This window comes from Legionella gratiana (genome assembly GCF_001467695.1).
Taxonomy (GTDB): Bacteria; Pseudomonadota; Gammaproteobacteria; order Legionellales; family Legionellaceae; genus Legionella; species Legionella gratiana.
In genome coordinates this window covers 598,856-616,378 of the sequence record NZ_LNYE01000022.1, presented here as the reverse complement: position 1 = coordinate 616,378, position 17,523 = coordinate 598,856, and the positions used below count along the sequence as shown (strand labels likewise).

Sequence of the window (17,523 nt, the reverse complement as noted above, 5' to 3'; positions counted from 1 at the left end):
CGAAAGAATGTCGCCCTCCGCGAAAGCGGAGGGTCTAAATAACTTGCTAAACAGTCAGCGCTTTGTTTCTAGAACAATTGTGCTTTTATATTAAAGCTTTTGATTGAGACCCCCCGCTTTCGCGGAGGGTGACGATTTGCCTAGAAACGAAGATTGGTCCTTAAGTTGACGACATTAAGCGTTCACAATGTGTCAATTTAAGCTTTTGTACCTATTTAAGTTAAGGAAATTATTCTCGTACTGTAATATTTTCTGCAATAAAAGGATGCCATCATGCTAAAACGTGACATTTCAGCAACTAATATTCTAATTGCTTCTGCAGGAGGAATGATCGGATCCGGATGGTTATTTAGTCCATTTATTAGTGCACAAATGGCAGGAAGTAATGCATTGATTGCCTGGATCATTGCTGCTATCTTTATGCTGTTTATTGCATTACCTCTATGCGAACTTGGAACGATGTTCCCTATTTCAGGCGGGATGTCAAACTATCCAACTTTTACTCATGGAAAAGAGGTTGGGTTTTTATTTGCATGGACATCCTGGCTTTCTTATGTCGTTATGACTCCAATAGAAATACAGGCAATTCTTCAGTATTCGAGTCATTTTTTTCCCATTTTAATTGTTAATGATCCCTCTTCACTCAAGCTTTCAGGCTACGGTTATATAGCTGCTATTGCAATTATGCTTTTTGTTGTTCTATTAAATTCATATGGAATTAAATTTCTTGCTGAATGTAATAAATATGCAAGTATTATTAAATTTATTTTACCTACTATTGCTATAGTTTCGTTACTCCATGTATCTCCATCTTGGAGTAATGTAAGTATTAATTTATCGGAAAAAGAAAGTTGGGTGAATATTTTTACCGCATTGTCTGCTGGAGGGATTGCTTTTGCTTTTACTGGATTTCAAAACGGGTTGATTCTTGCAGGCGAAGTTAAAAATCCTCAACGCAATATTCCTATTGCTATTTTAGGAGCAGTCTTAATTGGTTTTGTCTTGTATTTTATGCTGCAGCTTAGTTTTATTGCTGCCGTCCCCCAGAAATATTTAACTCAGGGTTGGCATGCCCTGAGTTATCCAGGAGATAGCGGACCATTAGTAGGTTTAACATTGCTTGTAGGGCTTGGTGTTGTTGCAACTTTATTGATGATCGATGCCGCTTTTTCTCCTTTTGGTACCACTTTGGTTTATACCGCAGCAACCTCTCGAATTTTATACGGGATGGCATTAAACGATCATTTGCCTAAAATATTCTTAAAGGTGAACCGACATAAGATACCTTATGTTACTATTTATGCAAATTTGTTGGTGGGTATATTTTCTTTCCTTCCATTTCCTGGGTGGCAAAAACTAGTTGCTTTTCTTTCTTCCGCGAGTATTTTATCTTATAGCATCGGACCTATATGTCTTTTAGCCATGCGTAAGTTACAGCCGCAAACCCCTCGACCTTTTAGATTGTCGGGTGCGTTGATTTGTTCCTATCTTGCTTTTTATTTTTGCAATTTGATGTTGTATTGGTGTGGGTTTTCGATTATATGGAAGCTTGATATTGCCTTACTTGTGGGGCTTCTAATTTATTGTGTCTATCATCGCCAAAACTCTTTGGATAATAGTTCTGCTTTATCCTGGTTTTTATTTTATATGGTGTCTCTATTTGCAGTGTCCTATTTAGGTGTTTTTGGAGGTATAGGTATTTTAAAATTTCCTTTTGATTTGTTCAGTCTTTTACCTTTAAGTATTTTTATTCTTTATTCATCACAAAAATTATTAAGTCCTACACGCCATGAACATGTGTTTTCTATGTCCGAGGAGTCATCGGCGGTTGTTTTAGAAGATAAAATGCTTACATAGATTTATAAATAAAGATAATATAATGATGGGAATCTTTACAGTAAAAACTTTAGATAGGGCTTGCACTTCATCTTTGAATCGGTAAAGCTATGGCCTATGTATTTCATTAGGATAAATTGAGTGCGCTATTCTAACTATTTATGGTTTTTAGCAGCTTTCTTCATTAACCAAGTTGCAAACTCAGAAACACTTGCAGAAAAAATAGATGAAGCTATTAAACAACAATTGCCTCATGCAACTATTGGCGTGTTTGTTCAGGATGCGGAAACGGGTAAAATAATTTATAGTAGAAATGCAGATAAGTTGTTATCTCCAGCTAGCAGTATGAAGCTGTTTACAGCTGCTGCAGCACTTTATCAATTAAAACCAGATTTTCGTTTTTCAACGACACTTTTTCAGAAAAATCAAAATTATTATATTAGGTTTACTGGTTCGCCTTCGTTTACTCAAGATAATTTAACTAAATTATTATTAAATGTGAAACAAAATCGCGTGAGTATTATTAACGGGAATGTAGTCATTGATAGTTCTCAATACCAAGCTCCAAACTATCCTAGTGGAACTTCATATGATGATCTTGGATGGTATTATGCTGCTCCCGATACAGCAGCAATAGTAAATGAAAATAAGGCATCATTTGATTTAATCAGTGCAAAAGAATTGGGCAAAAAAGCACAAATTAAACCCAAAACAAAGACAAAAGCATTAAAACTCATTAATGAAGTGACTACAGTGAGTAAAGAAGAGGGGAAAAGCCATTGCAGCTTGAATCTTGAAATTAAACCTGAAAATACGATTCGCTTATTTGGTTGCATGGTTCAAGAAAAAAATCCAAAACTTATCGAACTTGCGATTCCTGATCCCCTGTTATTTGTAAAGCAAGTCATTAAAAAAATACTGGATAAAAATGGGATTGTATTAAAGGGAGAAATAGTTACCGGAGTTTCTCCCTCTGATGCTCAAGAGGTTATAAGTTTCTATTCAAAGACTTTAGATAAGTTGCTTACCCATATGTTGCAACAATCAGATAACCTTTATGCAAATAGTCTTACTAAAAAATTGGGGTATTCGTTAACAGGAAAAGGAACTCATAAAGAAGGTGCTTATGCAATAAAAAAAATACTCTCTGAACACACGCATCTTGATATGTCTCAGATAGAGCTCGTTGATGGTGAAGGAACTCGCTATAATTTAGTCACAGCGGAACAAATGGTTGTGTTGCTTTCTGATCTTTATCATGACAAAGACATACAATCTATTCTTTTAAATGCACTACCTCAGGCTGGTGTTTCAGGAACTTTAAAGGAGAGAATGAAGAAAACGATATTGGATAAAAAAGTATATGCAAAAACTGGTTCCATGCATGATATTTCTTCCTTATCTGGTTTTATGGTAAATCCAAATGAAAAAACATACATTTTTTCCATTATTATCAATGGAGTGAATAAACCTTTGGGAAAAGCTAAAGCACTCGAAGAAAAAATATTATTAGCCATAGATGAATACAGTTTAGAGGATTCCAATGTCTAAATTTATAACTCATTAAGTCTTGTTGAGACTTAATGAGTCCTATTTTAATGAGTTGTTCGATGCTCATCTTTAACCCATCTCATCAAAAGAGCGCCAATAATTTGATACAGAGGTAAAATAGCTAAAGCAATATGGTAGCTAGACAGCGAAAAATCATGTGTAGTGTCTGCATTTGTACTAAAGACATCGAGTAATTTTCCAATAGCCGGTTCAGAAATTGCATCTAAAAGTGCATCACTTGCATTAATTAATGAGGTGGCTGTACCAGCCAGATAAAGAGGGTTTGATTCTTTCCCAATGACAAATACAATCGGAAAAGCACCTAAACTAAAACCGAAGAGAAAAAGCAAAATGCTGAGTAACCAAAGAGGCATTGGATGTGCATAGATAACTAAACTAATGGATAAAGCAGAAACAAGAGTACTGTAGAACATAAATGCACAGCGATTTTGGATGCGATGAACAAGTAGAGCAAATAATGGACAGGCGATTGCTAAACCTACAAAGACAAGTGAAATAAGTGAAGGGGCAACTAATTTATCTAAATGATAGGCTTTTTGTATAAAAGGGTTCCCCCATAAACCACAGAAAATTACTATTGGAGAGAATGCTAAACCACTATAACCTGTTAATAACCAATTTTGTTTGTTTTTTATAATTAATAAAATATCCTGCCATAAATGTTGGTTTGATGCTTTTTGAGTTTCAGCCTCTATGGGTTTATTCACACCAAAAGGTTGATCTTTAACAATAAATAAGAAAAGGACTGCTAGAATGACACCTAACCACGCAACATCAATTAAACTTGTTCTCCATCCCACTTGATTCACAAGCCAAGCAAGTGGCATTTGTCCGCAAACAGCGCCAATCATTCCAGATGCAACGAGTAAGGAAGTAAGCAAGGCATAATATTTTTTGGAAAACCATACAGCTGCTAATTTGAAATAAGCGATGGATGCAAAAGAAACTCCAACCCCAGTTAAAGTACGCCCCCATATAGCAGTATTTAATTCCTGTGCTTGGGAAAAGATAAAAATACCCAAAGAGCAACAAAAAATTGCACCTGTAGTAACCCATCGAGCACCGTATTGATCAAGAATGATTCCTACAAATAAAGGTACGATAAGGTACGCCCAAAAATATACTCCAGATAAAACACCAAGCCCCAATCCTTGTAAATGAAAGACTTCCATCAGTTGTTGGGGCATAATGCTTGGAAAATTTTGGAGAATGTATTTATAAAATAAAAATACTGAGCATAAACTTACAATTAGAACAGCACGAGAGGTGATTTTGTTTTGTGCCTTTTCTATATCGGGTGGATTTCCCATAGTGACTCCTCGGTAGTTAGCGTTTTTTACACGATTATTTAGCCTTCTCCTAGAGAGGCTAAATAATCAAAAACGCGCTACTCTAGGGCGAAGAGATGAAGATTACGACCACCACGACAGTAGAAACGATAGAATAGCTTGCATGCAACAACTTTGCTAAGTTATTTAAGTATAATTGATGTTGCAAGAATTGATTCATATTAAAACAAAGTGAATAATTGGTTGTTATCTTAATCATGGTAACAATTTGTATTTGAGCTTGTCAAATGTTTATTATCAGAAAACATAATGATGTAACCTTATTCTGAAAATAAGGCTTATCGATTAGTTGTTCATTTGAGTGTAGAATTGCTCATTATTTGAAAATAAAATGGTAACTATGAGTTTTTACTGCATTCTTTTTTGGGTCTTCATTTATACATCATCATTAATAGCTGCGACCAGTGATCAATTAACTCAACTTCCGGGCTTTGGTCCTGTTAAGGACAGACAGTATGCTGGATATTATACTATTAACCAATCAGCAGGTTTATTTTATTGGTATGTCGAAAAGAAAAAGCCAACTTCTGAATCATCTATTGTATTGTGGTTAAATGGTGGTCCTGGAGCATCGAGTTTATATGGTTTTTTTATGGAAAATGGTCCTTATGAAATAAATTCAGCGGATAAATTACAGGAACGAATCTATTCATGGACTCAAGTTGCTGATTATCTAATAATCGATCAGCCTGCAGGTGTTGGTTATTCTTATGGATTGTCTTCAAACTATGCAGATGAATCCCAAGCCATGGATCAATTGTATCATGCAGTTATTTACTTTTTTCAAAAACATCCTGATTTAGCGAACAAACCTCTTTATCTTGCTGGAGAATCATATGCAGGAAAATATGTACCTCAATTAGCAATTCGCTTGTTAAACCAAAAAGAAACAAAATTACAAGGCCTAATGCTAGGCGACCCCTGGATTAATCCTCGATTGCAGCAAAAGGCAAATATTGATTATGCTTATTATCATGGATTGATTGACAGACGAGCTCAAATTAAATTGAAATCACTGTACAAAAAATGTATCAACGAGATTGATAAACACAGTCCAACAACCCCAAAAGCGAATCAGATTTGCGAACAAATGCAATCCTACATTATAAAGGAAAGCGGGGGATTAAACCTTGCCAATATTTATACGGGTAAAGAACCCGATGATGCTAATATGGTGAACTATTTGAATAATGAGTTAGTGCGTAAGGCTTTGCATATTCCGTCACAAGTTCCTGCATTTAAAACATTTAGTGTTTCTGCAGCAAAGAAACTTGAAATAGGAGAACAAGATTCGGTGGCTCATCTTTATCCTCAATTGTTATCAGCGGGCATTCGTATCTTAATATACAATGGACTTGAAGATGGAAAAGATTCAAATTTCCTGAGTACTGAGCTATTAATTTCAGCCTTAGATTGGCCCAATAAAAATGAGTTTGCTAATGCTACTACCTGTGTATGGAAAAATAATAATCAAATTAATGGATACGCGAAAACCGCACATGGATTAACCCAAGTGAAAATTCGTGGGGCAGGGCATTTAGCGCCAATTGATCAACCTGAACGTGTATTAAATATACTGCAAAATTTTATAAAGAATAAACCCTTATGTTAAAGCCATTAATGTATGCTCCGTTTCCTTAGTATTGTTTGCAACTTGCGCTCAAATCCATCTTTTCACCAAGAGGAAAATATACCCCTTGAACGGATACTCTTGGCCGTCCTCTGATAGAGACTGACCTTTTCCATCTCGTCACCCTCCGTGAACACGGAGGGTCTAATCTTTATAAGTTTCTTGATAGTAAATGATTACTTTAGTTTATAGGTTAAGGTTGATTCCAATTCTGGTTCTTTAAGATCAGGTATTAAATTTTTGGCTCTATGTAACCAACCGAGTCGAACATCTGGAGACATAATTTCACCAGGGTGTACTTCGTCAATCAGTTTATGCAGTTCGTCTTGGCGCTCTTCAGGAACAACACGTTCAAGTACACGAGTTACTTTATGGATATCTTCTTCCAGTGGCGCAGGCGCTTTAGCGGGTACCAAGCGTTCCAAGTTACGCATCATAAAAGAATAACTGCAATGAGGTGGAGTAGGCTTTGGTTTAGGACAAAATTCTGAAGATAGGTTGTCTTTTTCTATTTGTACCGCTTTTGGTTTAGGTGACATACTTAACGGTGTATTTTCACGTGTTTGAGTTAACAATGCCTTCTGAGCTTTATTACTCGATAGAGCTTGTAAAACTTGTACTTTACTGGCTTTAATATCTTGAATTTGTTCAATAAAGTCCTTTCTAAGGTTTTTATAATGTTGTTTGCGTTCATTATGTTTTTCAACATCATATTTCATGCATTCATGATGATGGACAGGGACTACTTGAACTTCATGTTTTAATTTATCGTAGTTAAGTTGTGCTTGTAACCAACTTTCTTCATTTAAATTATCTGGATCCATTTCTTCAGTACAGATAGCATAGCAATTTCCTCGTTTTTGAAAACGTGGTTTACACGCAGGATCAATAATGAAATGAGCTTGGCTAAAGTCATTGACCTCTTCTAATTCAGCGTTAAGAAGCATTTTTTCCTTTCTTAAAACTTGCAAGACATGGATGAGTCCTTGTTCTTGTAATTTTAAACCCTCTAATTCATGTGATAAATGAGCGGAAGGTTGGCTTTCATGTAAATGTTGGCATTCATTTAATTGTTCTCGAACGTGTTCAAGTAGACTCTCGAACACATGTTCTGCACATTGTGGTGGCTGTTTTAATTGCGCATGATGGAAAGCAAGTCGATGCTCCAACATTTTTATTTTTCTATGAGTAGCCGATTGTTCAGGTTGTGTGGGGCTATGGTCATTATTTTGTTCTTGTAATGCGGACAATTGTGTGGTTATAGAATCTATTTGCTGATTAGTATGAGCAATATAATCATCCATTGGTTGATTATTGAGTATAGGTAATTGAAGATAAGCATTTAATTGTTCTAGATGTTCATTAAGGTGAGCATGCTTCTCATTCATGAGCAAGGCTTCATGTTCAAGTAGTATCAATTGCTCGTCTATTTCAGCTAATTTTTGTCCGAGCTCACTAAGCTTTTTATCTAAAGCATTAAGGGTCTCTGAATAAGCTTTGATATTTGCATCGAGTACATCAACTAAGCTTTTTTGTCCTGATTTTGTTTGTTCGCTAGGTTTTGTTTCTTTCAGTTTTTGCTCGATTTGTTGTTGCATAATTTCAGAAGCTTGTTTTGCAAGAGCCTTATCTTTAGCGATTAACCCCATAAGCAGAAAAATTAATTGTCGTTGTAGGTTAAGTAGTTCTTCTCGATATTGTTCTGCTTTGAGTTGATTTAATTCTTCAATTTTCATTAATTCTTGGCTAATCAATGCAAGTGTTGTTTTTCCTTCAGGCGATTTTAGAAACTCAACAATTTGTAATGGATTTTGGAATCCAAAGCGGTTCAAAAATTGAGTAGAAAAATAAGCGTCTGTTTTTTTACTGGATTTGTGACTTTTTTCTACAGTTGCAAACAAGTGTTCGAAGTTGTTTGAGGTAAAATTAAGCGTATTTACAGTAGGTGAGCGATGTGTGGGCACAGGAAAAACTCCATATTAATATCTGTTCAAATTATAACCTTTTTATGTTTTTAAGTAAAGTATAAATTCTTGAAAGGAAAATGATAAATCAATAAGTTAATTTAAAACAGTCAATCGCGTAGCTGTCATTTATGAATTAGAATCTACATTATGAGCAGATAATTTTACTCAGTTGTAAATCAAGATTTCTAAAACCAAAGTGTCCTATAGAGTAATTACTGCTGCTCCTGTAAATCGTCCATGCCGCAGATCATCAAGTGCTTCATTCACTTCAGTTAATGAGTAGGTATGAGTTTCTGTTTTCACAGGTATTTGTGGTGCTAATTGTAAAAACTCTTTGCCATCATTTCTCGTGAGATTGGCCACAGAACAAAGCGTACGCTCTCCCCAAAGAATTTCATAAGGGAAACTAGGGATATCGCTCATATGTATGCCTGCACAAACAACAGTCCCACCTTTTAGTGTATTGCGTAGTGCATGAGGCACAAGCTCTCCTACTGGAGCAAAAATAATCGCTGCATCGAGAGGATGGGGGGGATTTTGTTTTGAGTCACCAGCCCAGGTAGCTCCTAATTGACAGGCAAAATTCTGTGCTTTCTTATCTCCCGGACTCGTAAAAGCATAGACTTTACGAGCTTGTTTATTAGCTACTTGAATAAGGATATGTGCTGCAGCACCAAAGCCATATAGTCCTAAATGCATTGCATCGGCTGTTTTTAATAAGGCACGATAGCCAATTAATCCGGCACAAAACAGGGGTGCGGCTTGGTAATCAGAATACCCTTCAGGTATAGGAAAACAAAATCGATGGTTAGCCACACAATACTGAGCAAATCCACCATCAATCTGATAACCAGTAAAACGAGCCTGATCACAAAGATTTTCGCGTCCTGACATACAAAATGAACAAGTTTCGCAACTGCCGCCCAACCACGGAACACCTATTCGTTGTCCGACATTAAAAGAGCTAACTGTAGATCCTAGTTTTTCAATGGTACCCACAATTTGATGACCTGGAATCAGTGGAAGTTTTGGATCCTTTAACTCCCCATCGATCACATGTAAATCAGTGCGGCAAATGCCGCAAGCATGAACTTTGATTAACAGTTCATTGGGTTTAGGTTCGGGTTTTTTTACTTTTTTAAGCAGGAGTTTTTGTCGTTTTTGCTCCATAATCATTGCATACATGAGTGCATCCTTATTCCTTTTATTCATTAAATGTAGCTCAAAAATTAATTTTAGGATCACTTGACAAAATGATTTTATAGATCAAACTTTAACGTTGTGACATACATGGATAAATAACTTAAGGGAGCTAAATGATGAATACATTACTCAAATGGAAAAAAGGACATCCTGTCCCAATTGAACATTCCAATAATCCGTTTTTAAGTCTTCAGCATGAGGTTGATAGAGCATTTCGTGATTTTTATGATATGTTCTCGTTCAATAGACCCACTTGGGAACAGTTTGAAAATCTTAATCTTCTCCCATCAATGGATGTGGTTGAGGATGAAGCACATATTACGGTGCAAATGGAAATGCCGGGTATGGATGAGAAAGACATTAAAGTATCTTTTGCAAATAATGTCCTTACTATTACTGGCGAAAAATCCACTTCAAAAAAGAATGAACATAAAAAGTTTCTTTCGCGAGAAATTAGTTATGGAAAATATGAACGCTCTATCTCATTACCATCAACTGTTGATGCAGAGAAAGCTAAAGCAACTTTCAAGAAAGGAATGTTATGGATAGAGTTACCTAAAAAACCTGAGGCAAAAGGTAAAGGTCGCGATATTAAGGTAGAGCAAGCCTAAAGGTTGCTATAATGACGCCTCTGTCAGAGGCGTTGTCAATTTATCTAAAAATTATTTGCAATTTTGTGCTGAGATAAAACCTGAATCTATATACGCAGAAGAATTAGCTCTCAAGGCACTAGTTAGGTACGAGCATATAAGATTGGAGTTGAAGAATGAAACAGCATTCACCGGGATTTTTGGCCTTAGTCAAAGATTCTAAAAGTCGTATTCAAGAAATAACACCTCACGCATTAAAAGAAAAAATCGATAATCAAGAACCTATACAAATTCTTGATGTGCGTGAATCCAATGAATGGGAAACAGGGTATATCCCAACAGCAATTCATTTAAGTAAAGGGATTATTGAACGTGATATTGAAAAGAAAATTCCAGATTTTAATACGAAAATTGTTGTGTATTGTAGCGGTGGTTTTCGTTGTGCTTTAGTTGCAGACAGTTTACAAAAAATGGGATATACACAGGTTTACTCTCTGGATACGGGATTACAAGGCTGGCTTGATGCAGGTTATTTTTTGCAAAAATAGCCTGCTTTTTGCATCGTCCACTAAAAGAGAGATAATGTATCTTTAAATTTTAGAATAATAGGTGATTGTATAAGTGTGATTCCAGAACCAACCATTATCCGGGTTGGTTGTAATCATAAAAGACTTTACTGTTTTTCCATTCAAGTCGTCATTTTTTTGATACAATAAAGAAAATTCAATTGTATTTTCAATATGCGGAGAGAGGAGGAAACCCGATTTTGCCATGCTGGCAATAAAACGATAATGTTTCATGGTTCCATTTTTTAAATGTAAGACTATTTGTAATTGATTTGGTTTGAAGAAAATTGTTGCTAGCTTTCCCCAAATAGTTGGCTGTATCGCTATTGTTGCAAAGACAGGGCTTTTCTGCTCTGATAAAACAACAAGTTCTCCAAGAATATGGTGTTCATTCCTTAATAAAGATTCGTTCTCTTTAGAAACAGTTTTCCTTTTACGTAGGAACAAAAAACCGTTATTTATATTTGTGGGCTTATAATGGGTGAGCAACGGGGACCAGCTTGCTCCATCCTCTAAAGAAGGTACTCGTCCATCAATTGGTTCAATTTTAAAAATAATATTGTCTGGACTCTGTCTTTCTTGTAAATGTTTTTTATTCTTTTCGGCCAAGTTTGGGGTAAAAACAGAATAGCTTTGAAAAATTGGACGAGGAGACCATACATTTTGTGAAGAGATTAGGTAAGACTGATTGTATGAATAAATATCCGTAGTACCTTGGAGCAGAGGAAAACCGGCCTGTTCGCGTAAGAAGCTCATGGCGAATGTAAAATTCTTTTCCATCCACTGTCGATCTTGGATTATGCTTTTTAAGCCATGCCATGTCGCGGAATAAGAAGATTTAAAATTATCGAGAATGGATATTTTTGTGTAGTGGCCATTAATATAATTCCAGCAGCCTAATGAAACAAATAAGAGGAAATAAGTTGCATTCGAGTTCAACAAAAAAGGTAAAAAAAGTCCCGCTAATAATACTGACGTACCTGGTATGAATCCATGTCCCATATGGCGAGTAAAACCTGTTTTAAATGACATAAACAAAAAAGCAAAAAAAATGCAGAATAAAAATAATTTTGCGCCTATTGGTACTTGTTTATGCCATAAAATAAGCAAGAAAATTAAGCTTGCAATTATTAAAAACAGTATCACTTCATTATTATTCCCTGTAGTAGACATGGCTTCGCTAAAGCCTGAGGCAATGGAAAAACTGCTGATTAAGTAGTTTGGTAAATAGATGATGGATTGGCCTGCTGCAAGCCAAAATAGAATAAGTGAAACAATTGATGAACTTAAACACATTACAGCGAATTTAACCTGTTTATTAACAAGAAAAAAAACGAAAGATAACCAAGTTACCGCGAAGCAAAGAATAAGCATGGAGCCTTTTATTAATGCAAATAAACCAAAGGGAGCAAAAAGAAATCCTATTAAAAGTAGAAGTGTGTTGTTTGAGTTGAGAGTATTTTTTTCACCGCACACTACTTTAAAACTGATTAACCCAACAAGTAACGCATAAGAAAAAAATAATGAGTCACGGGCATACATCATTCCAAAAAGTGGGACACAAAAAATGAGCGGCCAGTACCATCGCGTATTTTTCATCAAAAACAGTAGTGCCACCCAATAGGAAATTGCTAAGTATAGACTTCCTGCATTCATCATCAGATGGGTAGCAGGATGATAGGCTTTTGTATAAATAGATGAATAAGGACCTAAAGTAAATATGATTTCTTTGCCGAAGGCTAGTCCTTGCGCAACTGCTTGATTTAATCCTAATGCCCATGAAGAGTCGATACCTTGAGCGGGTAGCTTGGGAGAGAAAGGAACAAAGACACTCACTGTAATAAGTAATAAGAGAAGCTTACTAAGAAAACCGAATATCCGATTTAAATTTTCCAGTACTTTCTTTTGGGTATCACTCAATGCAACATGCATACAAAGTTCCAATTTTTCATCCTAGTTTGTAGAGCCCAACTATTTTTCTAGGTTAATAACATTTTTATGATGTTTTTAGAAGAGGACGGTCGCACCTAAAGAAACAGTATTTGATATATCTGGAGTAGTGCTTGCGTCTTCAATGGTTTTAAATACACCATAATCATGTTCATTTTCATACTCTACAAACACACTTAAACCCGGCATGAGGCGATAGTAAGGTCTTACTGTATATCTCATTTGATTTAAACCACTGCCAATTTCAGCATTAATCACGGTCTTGGTTGCTAAAATACTGCGAATACCTGTTTCTATTAAAAAATTATTCGTAATTTGTGTATTACGTACAAACTCAATATCAAATTTAACACTACCTCCATAAAAATAGGTTCTTATATCTGTTTCAATAAAAAATGGCATTAATCCCTCGAGACCAATACCTGCTTGCCAATAGGGTTTTGATGCAGGTTGATTGAAATAATTCGCTCCGCCTTTAATGGCCCAAAATTGACTGATTAAATGCCAATAAAAAATGTCAATATCTGCATTCTGAATTACTCCTTTGTAAATTTCCGCGTCATTTGTGAATAGCTCCAGTTTATTATAATCGGGGCCGTACATCCCTTTGTAAGTAAGGAGTTGCGCATTATGAAAAGGATCAGCGCCTATTTCTAGATAAGTTGCCATCCAAAATCCAGCATTATGAGCCATAGGGTGTTTGACTAAGGATGAATTTATGGGTTTGATTGCTTCATCCACACGTACAATAGGTCTGTTAGGATACTTAGTATCTTGGTCAATGTCCTCTGGTTTTAATTGACCATTAGTAATTGCTATTAGGGTTGTATATTGAAAGACTCGGGACATGCCGGACATCATGTGATACAACATATGACAATGAAAGAACCATTGGCCACTGGCATCTGTATCCACATCTGCTGTGATTGTGGCTCCTGGAGGAATATCAAGTGTATGCATCAGTGGATCATAGGCATTTTTTCCAGTACGTAAAATAAACCAATGGCCATGAAGATGCATAGGATGATGCATCATTGATGTATTGGTAAATACAAAACGATAGCGTTTTCCTGGTTTTAATGGAATGGGTTTGGCTTTATATCCAGGTGTGCCATTGATAAACCAAATGAATTGCCCCATGTAGCCAAATAACTCCAAATTAATGACTCCTTCAACAGGTTTATCGGGATCATTGGTAGGAACCGCAGCTGATAAATTGCGATATTTTATATCTAATGAAGTCATAAAAGATGAGTTAGATGGCACTATTGCGTCATTAAATCGTGTTGGTTCCGTTGGCATTTTCATGTTCATAGAGTGATTCATGTCCATAGAGTGACTCATGTCCATAGAGTGATTCATGTCCATAGAGTGATTCATGTCCATAGAGTGATTCATGTCCATAGAGTGATTCATGTCCATAGAGTGATTCATGTTCATAGAGTGATTCATGTTCATAGAATGATTCATGTTCATAGAATGATTCATGTTCATAGAATGATTCATGTTCATAGAATGATTCATGTTCATAGAATGATTCATGTTTATGGCATGCTTGGGCTTTTTTGAAGGCATTGAATGGTGGCGTTTTTGTTGATTATCTGGCAGTGCTCCATGATACATTTCACCCATCATGATGTTCATCATTTCTTGAGTAACTGGTATAGGGTCGGGAAAAGGTTTTATTTGTTTAGGGTCAATGGATTGCTTTGCGTTTGTTTTTAATACTCCAAGCACAGTTCCCACGGTATCTTTTGATGCCGCGTAGATAATATAAGGATCATCTTTGTCTATTTTCACTAAAACGTCATAAGTTTCAGCAGGGGCGAGTGTCAAATTTTTAACGGAATAAGGTTTGACGTCATTTCCTTGTACATGCACTACTTTCATAGTAGTACCGGGTATTTTAATGCGGAAGATAGTGCTGGCCCCTGCATCAATGAAGCGTAAACGAACAACATCACCTACTTTAACAGGTGCTGTCCATGGATTGGTATTTGTATGACCATTCAGTAAAAATGCATCATAAGCTACATCGCTGATATCATAAATACTCATGCGCATTTGTTGCATAGTTTTATAATCTGCCAGAAGCTGCTGGCGTTCTTTTTTAGTGGCTTTTCGGTAATCGTGAATAAATTTCGCTAGTGAAGGTTGAAGTGGAAAGCGAGGAGCATAATAATCCCCAGATTTTTTCAGGTTAGCTTGCACCTTGTTGGGTTGGGTATTAATCCAATCTGATAAAACAATGACATAATCTTTAGTGTAGGTATAATCGGAGGGCTTTAGAGGATCTACAATAAAAGCACCATATAATCCTTGTTGTTCTTGCAAACCCGCATGTGCGTGGTACCAATAAGTCCCGGATTGTTTTAAAGTAAATTGATACTGGAAAGTACCACCAGGAGGAATTTCAGTTTGAGATACACCTTCCACACCATCCATTTGCCATGGAACCAACATCCCATGCCAATGTATTGCTGTACCTTGATCGAGATGGTTAGAAACATTGATAGTGACTTGATCTCCTTCCTTAAAATGGAGTGTAGGTGCTGGAATTTGCTGATTTACTGCAATTGCTTTTTTGGGTTTTTGGGCAAAATATACTGTTTTATAACCTACTTCCAGATTGATTACTTGATTTGCCGCGATTACAGAAGAGATTGCAAAAGCAAATAAAAAAAAAGTACTAAAAAGAACAAAAGAGAGTTTCTTAATAGATGAATTATAAGCATTGATTCTCATCAATTATTCCTAGTAACAATTTATACCAACAGTTTTTTCTTTAGGATATTCATTATATTAAGTAATTTCTAGATAATGAAATGAAAAGATTGAATTTAGTACGAAATACAATAAGTTGAATTATTTTTTACTTCTAAAATGGAGGCTATTGGGTGTAAAAGTTTAATTTTATTTGCTTTGGTTTGAAAGTTAATTAATCATTAAGTCTCGAGGTCCCGCGAGTGTCCGCGGGATCCGTGACGCCGCTCTGATTTATGAAGAATCTTTAAGTTTAATGAAGGTTAGCCAGCATACGTGTGATTTCAGTGATGGCACTCCAATCTTTATGTTCCATATGATGTGCTAAAGCAATAATAAACTTATCTTTGATAATATTCGCCATTTCAGGAACAACTCCTGCATTAGCAAAAGCTTGTTGAAATAAGTTTAAGTCTTTAAATCCTCCTTTAATATCAAAATTTACATCATCAAAATCTCGTTGGTTAATTTTATCAACATAAAGCTGAAATGCTGGATGGGCAAATACTGCATGAAATAGGGTGTTCAGAATAGAAGGATTAACTTGGCTTTTTTCCGCAAAAGTATAGAGTTCACCCATGGTTTCTATTGCAGTGACCAGAAAATAATTCATGCATATTTTGACCACATTGGCTTGAAAAGGCTGTGTCCCTACAGGAATGACTTTTATTGAATAGGATGCAAATATAGGTTTACATTCTTCAATTACCTCGTCTGAACCTGCAACAATTGTCGTGAGTTCACCTCGTGCTGCAGCTTTAGGAACCCCCAAAACATTAGCTGCAATGTAAATGCTGCCATGTTCTTGATGAAGATTAAGAAGTTTTTTCGAAGTTTCTGGCAATATGGTTGAAGTTCCAACATGTATCGCATGAGGTTGCAGTAAAGGGACAAAGTGTTTAACAGTCTCAAAAACAGCATGATCATCGAGAAGGCATGTGATAATTATTTTAGCTTCTTTAACTGCATCTTCTAGAGTTTCTGCCCCCCGTGCTCCAGCTTCAATTAAGGGGAGCATTTTTTCTTTCGTACGATTAAATACGGTTAAATCAAAATTAGCTGCTAATAAGCGATCCGCTAAAACGGAACCCATTTTACCAAGTCCTATTAAAGTAATTTTCATAATTTGATCCCTATTTGTTCATTTCCCAGGAGGAAGAATGTCATTGATTTATTCTCTTTAAAGAATACTATAAAGGATATTACTTATTATCAATTACAAAGGTAAAAATCATGCTGCTTGAATCCTGGGAACACTCATTGCACAATACTATTATTCCTCCATTTTTATATGGAACTGCTTGGAAAGAAGAGCGCACTCAAGAACTTACCTATCAAGCATTACAAAATGGATTTACTGGAATTGATACTGCAAACCAACGCAAGCATTACTTTGAAGAAGGGGTAGGGCTTGGAATTCAACAATTTTTAAAAATCAGTGGAAAAAAGCGCACGGAACTTTTTTTACAAACAAAATTTACTCAAGCATCCAGTCAAGATCATCGTAAGCCATATGATGAAAGGGATTCCTATAAAAACCAAGTTAATCAATCGATTACAAGTTCGCTAAAACATTTGCAGACCGATTATATAGATTCTTATATTCTTCATGGCCCATCTTATTATTCAGAGCTTGTCCAAGATGATTTAGAGATTTGGTCTGCTATGGAGGATTTATTCCATCAAGGGAAAGTTAGGTTATTAGGTATTTCGAATGTTAATTTGGCACAACTTGAAGCGCTCTATAAGTATGCTGCTGTTAAACCTTCATTTGTACAAAATCGATGCTTTGCCAATACTCAATGGGATTTATCCATTCGTTTGTTTTGCGAAAAGCATGGGATAATTTATCAAGCATTTTCCTTACTTACAGCAAATCAGTCTTATTTGTTCACGGATACAATGCAAAAGCTTGCTCAACAATATCAAAAAACAAGAGCACAAATTATTTTTCGATTTGCTCTGCAACTAAAAATTCTGCCACTCACTGGTACAAGTTCCCAATTGCACATGCGTGAAGATTTAGATTTAGACTCATTCGAGCTTTCTCCTGATTCATTAAAAGCTATTGAGGAAATTGGTAAGGACTAGGTTACT

At 35.9% G+C, this 17,523-nt stretch carries 12 protein-coding genes; 6 read left to right on the top strand and 6 right to left on the bottom strand.

What is annotated here, in order from left to right; all coding sequences use genetic code 11:
• Window positions 1-273: 273 nt before the first annotated feature.
• On the top strand, window positions 274-1,857 hold the full coding sequence (locus Lgra_RS10450; RefSeq protein WP_058499183.1) for an APC family permease: 1,584 nt from the start codon (window positions 274-276) through the stop codon (window positions 1,855-1,857).
• 120 nt (window positions 1,858-1,977) lie between these two features.
• Complete coding sequence (dacB, locus tag Lgra_RS10445) at window positions 1,978-3,387, top strand: D-alanyl-D-alanine carboxypeptidase/D-alanyl-D-alanine endopeptidase (RefSeq protein ID WP_058499182.1); 1,410 nt, start codon at window positions 1,978-1,980, stop codon at window positions 3,385-3,387.
• Window positions 3,388-3,431: 44 nt separating this feature from the next.
• On the opposite strand, the gene Lgra_RS10440 is transcribed toward dacB, so the two are convergent.
• On the bottom strand, window positions 3,432-4,718 hold the full coding sequence (locus Lgra_RS10440; RefSeq protein WP_058499181.1) for an MFS transporter: 1,287 nt from the start codon (window positions 4,716-4,718) through the stop codon (window positions 3,432-3,434).
• 379 nt (window positions 4,719-5,097) lie between these two features.
• Here Lgra_RS10440 and Lgra_RS10435 point away from each other — a divergent pair, with 379 nt between their 5' ends.
• On the top strand, window positions 5,098-6,369 hold the full coding sequence (locus Lgra_RS10435) for a S10 family peptidase (protein WP_058499300.1): 1,272 nt from the start codon (window positions 5,098-5,100) through the stop codon (window positions 6,367-6,369).
• 194 nt (window positions 6,370-6,563) lie between these two features.
• Here Lgra_RS10435 and Lgra_RS10430 read toward each other — a convergent pair whose 3' ends face one another.
• Window positions 6,564-8,351: a hypothetical protein gene (locus Lgra_RS10430; protein WP_058499180.1), complete on the bottom strand. Its 1,788-nt coding sequence runs from the start codon at window positions 8,349-8,351 to the stop codon at window positions 6,564-6,566.
• Window positions 8,352-8,555: 204 nt separating this feature from the next.
• A complete protein-coding gene (locus Lgra_RS10425) occupies window positions 8,556-9,539 on the bottom strand; it encodes a zinc-dependent alcohol dehydrogenase family protein (RefSeq protein WP_058499179.1) in 984 nt (327 codons plus the stop codon).
• A gap of 134 nt (window positions 9,540-9,673) precedes the next feature.
• On the opposite strand from Lgra_RS10425, the gene Lgra_RS10420 reads away from it, so the two are divergent.
• Both Lgra_RS10420 and Lgra_RS10415 read left to right on the top strand, forming a co-directional pair.
• Window positions 9,674-10,168, top strand: a complete 495-nt coding sequence (locus Lgra_RS10420) for an Hsp20/alpha crystallin family protein (RefSeq protein WP_058499178.1) — start codon at window positions 9,674-9,676, stop codon at window positions 10,166-10,168.
• Between the two features lie 155 nt (window positions 10,169-10,323).
• Window positions 10,324-10,695: a rhodanese-like domain-containing protein gene (locus Lgra_RS10415; RefSeq protein WP_058499177.1), complete on the top strand. Its 372-nt coding sequence runs from the start codon at window positions 10,324-10,326 to the stop codon at window positions 10,693-10,695.
• A gap of 42 nt (window positions 10,696-10,737) precedes the next feature.
• Here the strand turns inward: Lgra_RS10415 and Lgra_RS10410 are convergent, their stop codons facing one another.
• The 3 genes from Lgra_RS10410 to Lgra_RS10400 all read right to left on the bottom strand — a co-directional run bounded on the left by Lgra_RS10410 (window position 10,738) and on the right by Lgra_RS10400 (window position 16,549).
• A complete protein-coding gene (locus tag Lgra_RS10410; protein WP_058499176.1) occupies window positions 10,738-12,645 on the bottom strand; it encodes a hypothetical protein in 1,908 nt (635 codons plus the stop codon).
• A 75-nt stretch (window positions 12,646-12,720) separates the two neighbouring features.
• Window positions 12,721-15,408, bottom strand: a complete 2,688-nt coding sequence (locus Lgra_RS17515; RefSeq protein ID WP_058499175.1) for a multicopper oxidase domain-containing protein — start codon at window positions 15,406-15,408, stop codon at window positions 12,721-12,723.
• Between the two features lie 271 nt (window positions 15,409-15,679).
• Window positions 15,680-16,549 carry an NAD(P)-dependent oxidoreductase gene (locus tag Lgra_RS10400; protein WP_058499174.1) on the bottom strand — a complete coding sequence of 290 codons (870 nt, stop codon included), beginning with the start codon at window positions 16,547-16,549 and terminating at the stop codon, window positions 15,680-15,682.
• A 110-nt stretch (window positions 16,550-16,659) separates the two neighbouring features.
• On the opposite strand from Lgra_RS10400, the gene Lgra_RS10395 reads away from it, so the two are divergent.
• Window positions 16,660-17,517, top strand: coding sequence for an aldo/keto reductase family protein (locus Lgra_RS10395; RefSeq protein ID WP_058499173.1), 858 nt, complete (start codon window positions 16,660-16,662; stop codon window positions 17,515-17,517).
• Window positions 17,518-17,523: the final 6 nt, after the last annotated feature.

Coding starts and splice junctions, on each gene's coding strand:
- Lgra_RS10450 (WP_058499183.1), top strand. CDS start 274: ATGCTAAAACGTGACATTTCAGCAACTAATATTCTAATTGCTTCTGCA.
- Lgra_RS10410 (WP_058499176.1), bottom strand. CDS start 12,645: ATGCATGTTGCATTGAGTGATACCCAAAAGAAAGTACTGGAAAATTTA.
- Lgra_RS10440 (WP_058499181.1), bottom strand. CDS start 4,718: ATGGGAAATCCACCCGATATAGAAAAGGCACAAAACAAAATCACCTCT.
- Lgra_RS10400 (WP_058499174.1), bottom strand. CDS start 16,549: ATGAAAATTACTTTAATAGGACTTGGTAAAATGGGTTCCGTTTTAGCG.
- Lgra_RS10395 (WP_058499173.1), top strand. CDS start 16,660: ATGCTGCTTGAATCCTGGGAACACTCATTGCACAATACTATTATTCCT.
- Lgra_RS10415 (WP_058499177.1), top strand. CDS start 10,324: ATGAAACAGCATTCACCGGGATTTTTGGCCTTAGTCAAAGATTCTAAA.
- Lgra_RS10425 (WP_058499179.1), bottom strand. CDS start 9,539: ATGTATGCAATGATTATGGAGCAAAAACGACAAAAACTCCTGCTTAAA.
- Lgra_RS10435 (WP_058499300.1), top strand. CDS start 5,098: ATGAGTTTTTACTGCATTCTTTTTTGGGTCTTCATTTATACATCATCA.
- Lgra_RS10420 (WP_058499178.1), top strand. CDS start 9,674: ATGAATACATTACTCAAATGGAAAAAAGGACATCCTGTCCCAATTGAA.
- Lgra_RS17515 (WP_058499175.1), bottom strand. CDS start 15,408: ATGAGAATCAATGCTTATAATTCATCTATTAAGAAACTCTCTTTTGTT.